Raw genomic sequence first — 766 nt, forward strand, 5'->3', positions numbered from 1 at the left:
AATTATGACGTAATAACTTCGTATAGCATACATTATACGAAGTTATACGAATCAAGGGAAGCTAAATAATTAAAATGTCTTGGTAAACCTTCGATTTCTTAAAAAAGGGTAGACACAATAACCAATCTTTTAATGTTTACCCTTCACTCTTAAAGATACGAGAAATACGACGGACAAAAATAAGTTTTCACCATCCAAAGATAAAGGGGGAAATAATGGTAACTTTAGTTGGTATGCAAGCAAATTTTGAAGATGCTCTAAAGGATCTCATTGAATTAGATTATGATGCCGTAGAAGCTTATGATGCTGCCATAAATCGACTTGAAAACCAAGAATTTAAAGAAAAATTAAATATTTTTAAAGCCGATCATGAATGGCATATTCAAGAGCTCACAAACGTTTTAAAGAAAAGAAACATTGATCCTCCTTCTGGCCCAAGCACAGGTAAACAGTGGCTTACAAAGGGAAAAGTAGTGCTAGCAAACTTAATTGGCGATAACGTCATTTTACGAGCCATGATTAGCAACGAGATTGATACAAATACTGCTTATGAACGTATTTCTTTACGAGAAGACATGTGGTCTGAGGCTAAGGATATTATTAGAAGAGGATTAGAGGATGAAAAAAGACATAAAAAATGGCTTGAAAACTCAGTATTAGAGAAAAGCGAGGCATAATTTTCTTACACCCCTCTTTTTTCAATTCTTTCCCTAAAAAAGAGGGGGTTCTCAAATAACTTTTGATTTTAAGCTGAAAAATTACTGTT

1 protein-coding gene is annotated in these 766 nt (G+C 33.4%); it reads left to right on the top strand.

Features of this window, described 5'->3' with window-relative positions; genetic code table 11:
- Positions 1 to 215: 215 nt before the first annotated feature.
- Positions 216 to 677, top strand: coding sequence for a DUF892 family protein (locus tag IG80_RS0111700; RefSeq protein WP_032114209.1), 462 nt, complete (start codon positions 216 to 218; stop codon positions 675 to 677).
- Positions 678 to 766 lie beyond the last annotated feature (89 nt).

It is taken from the genome of Candidatus Paracaedibacter symbiosus, assembly GCF_000757605.1.
Taxonomy (GTDB): Bacteria; Pseudomonadota; Alphaproteobacteria; order Paracaedibacterales; family Paracaedibacteraceae; genus Paracaedibacter_A; species Paracaedibacter_A symbiosus.

Excerpts from the sequence above, each read along its gene's own strand:
- IG80_RS0111700 (WP_032114209.1), top strand. The coding sequence starts at position 216 with ATGGTAACTTTAGTTGGTATGCAAGCAAATTTTGAAGATGCTCTAAAG.